Raw genomic sequence first — 4,137 nt, forward strand, 5'->3', positions numbered from 1 at the left:
CTTACGCCAAGCGATGCTCAAAACAATGGAAAAACATCCTCAACCTAAAAACTGGGCTGCATTTACGCTGATTGGCGAAGCCGAATAAGGCTAAAAATCAAAAAATTTTCCTGTTGCTTACATAATCTGAAAAACCTCTCCCGATAAAGAAGTAGAAACAATTTGATTCTTCTCCAAAAAGGAGTAAATTATTCCATGTTTAACAGCAAATTTGTAGCTACTTCTGCTCTGTTGGCAACCACCATTTCTACTTCTTTAGTTACTTTACCAGCACTGGCTAATTCCGGGGGAATTTTTCCCGATCGCACAACAGAAGCCTCCCAGCAAAATACATCTACAGTCCTAATTGCCCAAACCCGCCGAGCTTTCACTGTCACGAAAATTTGGCCTTCTTCGATCTACGTCAAGAGTTCTGCTACGGGCAATGTGTACGAAGTTTATTATGCAGGTCGTATCGGCGCGGAAGTTGGTGACACGGTTACTGTCATTGTCAATAGCGATGATAAGTGGATTACTATCATCAACGAACGCACAGGTCAATCATCAGCAGTAACCAGCGTCAATCGAGTGTAAATATTTCATTCAGGGCGTAGTAGAAATTTGAAAAACCTTCTTATTTCCACTCGCCCTGAAGAATAAAAGCTGCCCAAGAATAAGGTTCGCGTTTCTCTTGCCACATCGATATTTGTGCCGCTCTCAGCGCTGCTGCGGGTGGCAATTTTTCTTGCAGCATTTTGTGATAAAATCGAGTCATTAGTTCAGCTGTAGAATCATCCCGCACACTCCACAAACTCACCATTACGCGACTAGCACCAGCATACATTAACCCTCTTGTCAAACCTACCAAACCCTCTCCTCTAATTTCTTTACCCAGTCCAGTTTGACAACCACTCAAAACGATTAATTCAGCTGGCAAATTCAAATTAAAAATGTCTGGTGTCATCAGTAAACCATTCTGAGGTTCACCTTGTCGATCGACCAAAGATAGGACAATTCCCGATAGTTCTGGATGCAGCGTGTTGAAAAAGCCGTGCGTGGCGAAGTGCAGAACGCGGTACTGGCTCAATTGCGGACTGGTAGCGGTTTCGCGAGAAGCATCAAAATCGAAAGCTTGGAAGCGATCGCTCTGAGGCACCAAAGCTAAAATTTGATTGGCTTCCCGTTCTGTTCCTGGCAACCGTCCGAATAGTGACACAGCAGCACCCTCATCTAAGCCTCTAGTCATCTGTCTGAGTTGGGATGAAGTAGTAGGTGCTGCTACCTGTGCATGACCTTTAACACGTGGGTCATCTTGAGAAAAAACCGGATCTGCCAGCACTGCGACAGCTTTCGGGGCAGGTAGACGCTGGGCTGTGTCGCGCCGGATCAGAGCTAGAGTAGATGCAGATGGCAAGTTAACGATTTCATGTTCCACCAATAAGGGCTTAACCTCATCAGTCGGATTTGCTTTAGGTAAAGACAAAGCACTGAAAGGGATGTATTGCAACGTCCCATCACCCACAATAATTAAACGTTTCTGTCCTAATTCTCCGGCAACTGGCCCCAAAACCATCTGGCTGAGAGCAGCTGTAGCTGCTGCTGCCTTTTTGGGTGTCGTTCTCATCATGCTGGGATTAATCAGAAAATTATAGACTTGGTTGGCTGCTGTCTCTATTTCAGCCTGTTTGGGCAGTACATAAGTGTTAATAGTCGTGGGTGTAATTGCCCATAAATAGCTGCGTTCTTCACCCAGCCAGTAGGTTAAGAGTATAGTGTTAGTATCTACTACCTGTTGCTGAATTTCTTTGAGGGTGAGGGGTTGAGGTTGTGTCAAAGCGGCATAGCGCGGATTTTTAGCACGGATCTGAGTTTCGACTTCTTGCAATTGCGTCTGGAGATCTGCAATTTCTTTTCTAATTGCTTCCTTTTGTTCTTCTGTGGGTTGACTTTTAAATAGTGCGAGTTGGTATTGAGTTCGTGCAGTAAGTTGCTGTTGCAATTGGCGTTCTTTATCCCGCAGTTCTGGATCTACACCTTGGCGGATATTTGCACGCCCCTCATTTAGAAGTTCGAGGAGAGTTCGGGCGCGGGCGCGTTCAGTTACTTCAAATGCTGCTTTATCGTAACCTGTGTTGGGGTTTTGCTGATGCAATGACATTAGGATGTCAATGTAGAGTCCATAAGCGCCCTGCACTGTAGCAAAGTAAGAGGCGCGGAGGTCTGGATTAGTAACTTTGATGCGTAGCGATTCAATAATCTCAATCGCTGCTTTGGTTTGAACTAAGGCTTGGTTAAGATTTTGGCGAGTAAATTCAACCTCACCAATGTCAATGAGTGTAGATAGTTCCCCACTACGATCGCCCACCATTTGCCATAAGGGCAGTGCTTGATTGTAGTAGTCCAACGCCCGTTGTTTTTCACCCAAGTTATTGTACACTCTCCCGATGTTGTGGATAGTATAGGCGGAGCTACTGGAATCTTTCACCTCATTACTCAGTTGCAACGCTTGCTTGAAGTAGTCAAGTGCCTTTTGTTCATCCTGTAAAAGGAGATAAATATTGCCGATGTTATTAAGGGTAATGGCTTCACCAGCACGATCTCCTACTGCACGTCTTAGGGTTAGAGCCTGGTTTAAGTAATTTAATGCCTTTTGCTTTTCCTGAGAACTTATGTAAACCGTGCCAATGTTACTAAGAATAGAGGCAACTCCAGCACGATTGCCCAACCCCTGCCACAGCGGTAGCGCTTGATTAAAGTAGTCGAGTGCCTTCTGTTTATCTCCTAGAGTGTTATAGACAATACCAATGCTATTGAGGGTAACGGCTTGTCCATCACGATCTGCTACGGCCTGTCTTAAAGTTAAAGCCTGGTTTAAATAGTCTAATGCCTTCTGCTTCTCACCTAAACCATTATAGATAACGCCAATGTTGTGGAGAGTAGTAGCTTCTCCAGCACGATCGCCTACTGCCCGACTCAGCGGCAGTGCTTGATTAAAGTAGTCAAGTGCTTTCTGATTATCCCCTAAAGCATTATAGACTTTGCCAATGCTATTGAGAGTAATGGCTTCACCAGCACGCTCGCCTATAGCCCGTCTTAAAGTTAAAGCCTGGTTTAAGTAGTCGAGTGCCTTCTGATTCTCACCCAAAAATTGGTAGACTAAGCCGATGTTATTGAGAGTTAAAGCTTCTCCAGATTGTTCCCTCACAATACGCCAGATTGGGAGTGCCTGCTCGTAGTAGTCTAGCGCTTTCGCTTTCTCACTCAAATCAGAGTAGATTTGGCCGATGTTGTTGAGAGTTAGAGCTTCTCCCTTGCGTTCTCCCACGACACGGAAAAGTGGAAGTGCTTGCTCATAGTAACTTAGTGCTTTGTGCTTCTCACCCAAATCGGAGTAGACTTGACCGATGGCTGTAAGCGTAATAGCTTCCCAAGTACGATCCCTTACCTTCTGCCACAATTGGAGGGACTCTTCATACTTCTGAAGAGCTTGACGCATAGCTTCTGGCGTTTTTTGTTGATGCAATAGCATAGCTTCTGCAAAAGCTTGTTGAGCAGCGCGATCGCTTTCTGACAAGCTTCCCCCCTGCTGTTGAGTCAGCTTTTCCGGTACAGACTGCGTTACCGAACTATCTCCAGACGAGGCTCCCACCATTGCCCCCGGTGACGACAAAGCGATCGCAACGCTCAATAAAACCATACTGGGACGACTAACCTGAGCCAATAAACCCCATCCCTGCCAGCGCTGTTTGATTCGCCAAGCCATGATGCTACCTCTGTTTTTCTGGGAAGAAAAGCCTTGATTTACAGTTATTTGCTTTATTATTCCCAAAAATGCTCCCCTCAGAACGGGGCTACTCAACCCTAAACGCGATCGCTCTTACCTGCTGGTACTCAATTTGATAGTAATAGAGGCTATCCGATAACCAAGTGGAAAATGCGATCGCCTAAATTCTCAGAATTTTACATATTTGATTAAACCTCTCCCGATAGTTAAGTGTAATGAACAAAGATATTTGAAAGATGCCCAGTTAAGTTTATTGACTTTTGACTGGGTATTTAGAAAACTTTTTGTTCGTTTTTCAGATGTAAAACTTAATCTGAACTGTCCCAATCTTATTTTTACACCGCCAACATTACCAATTAGATTCTGAGGTACAA

Annotated in this window: 2 protein-coding genes; one reads left to right on the forward strand and one right to left on the reverse strand. The window is 44.7% G+C overall.

Annotation, left to right across the window (positions count from 1 at the left end; translation table 11 throughout):
- Nucleotides 1–195 precede the first annotated feature (195 nt).
- Nucleotides 196–573: a hypothetical protein gene (locus H6S82_RS21460; protein ID WP_190471156.1), complete on the forward strand. Its 378-nt coding sequence runs from the start codon at nucleotides 196–198 to the stop codon at nucleotides 571–573.
- 40 nt (nucleotides 574–613) lie between these two features.
- On the opposite strand, the gene H6S82_RS21465 is transcribed toward H6S82_RS21460, so the two are convergent.
- Nucleotides 614–3,742, reverse strand: coding sequence for a tetratricopeptide repeat protein (locus H6S82_RS21465; protein WP_190471159.1), 3,129 nt, complete (start codon nucleotides 3,740–3,742; stop codon nucleotides 614–616).
- Between the last annotated feature and the right edge of the window lie 395 nt (nucleotides 3,743–4,137).

The organism is Planktothrix sp. FACHB-1355 (genome assembly GCF_014748295.1).
In the GTDB taxonomy this organism is placed as follows: domain Bacteria; phylum Cyanobacteriota; class Cyanobacteriia; order Cyanobacteriales; family Aerosakkonemataceae; genus Aerosakkonema; species Aerosakkonema funiforme_A.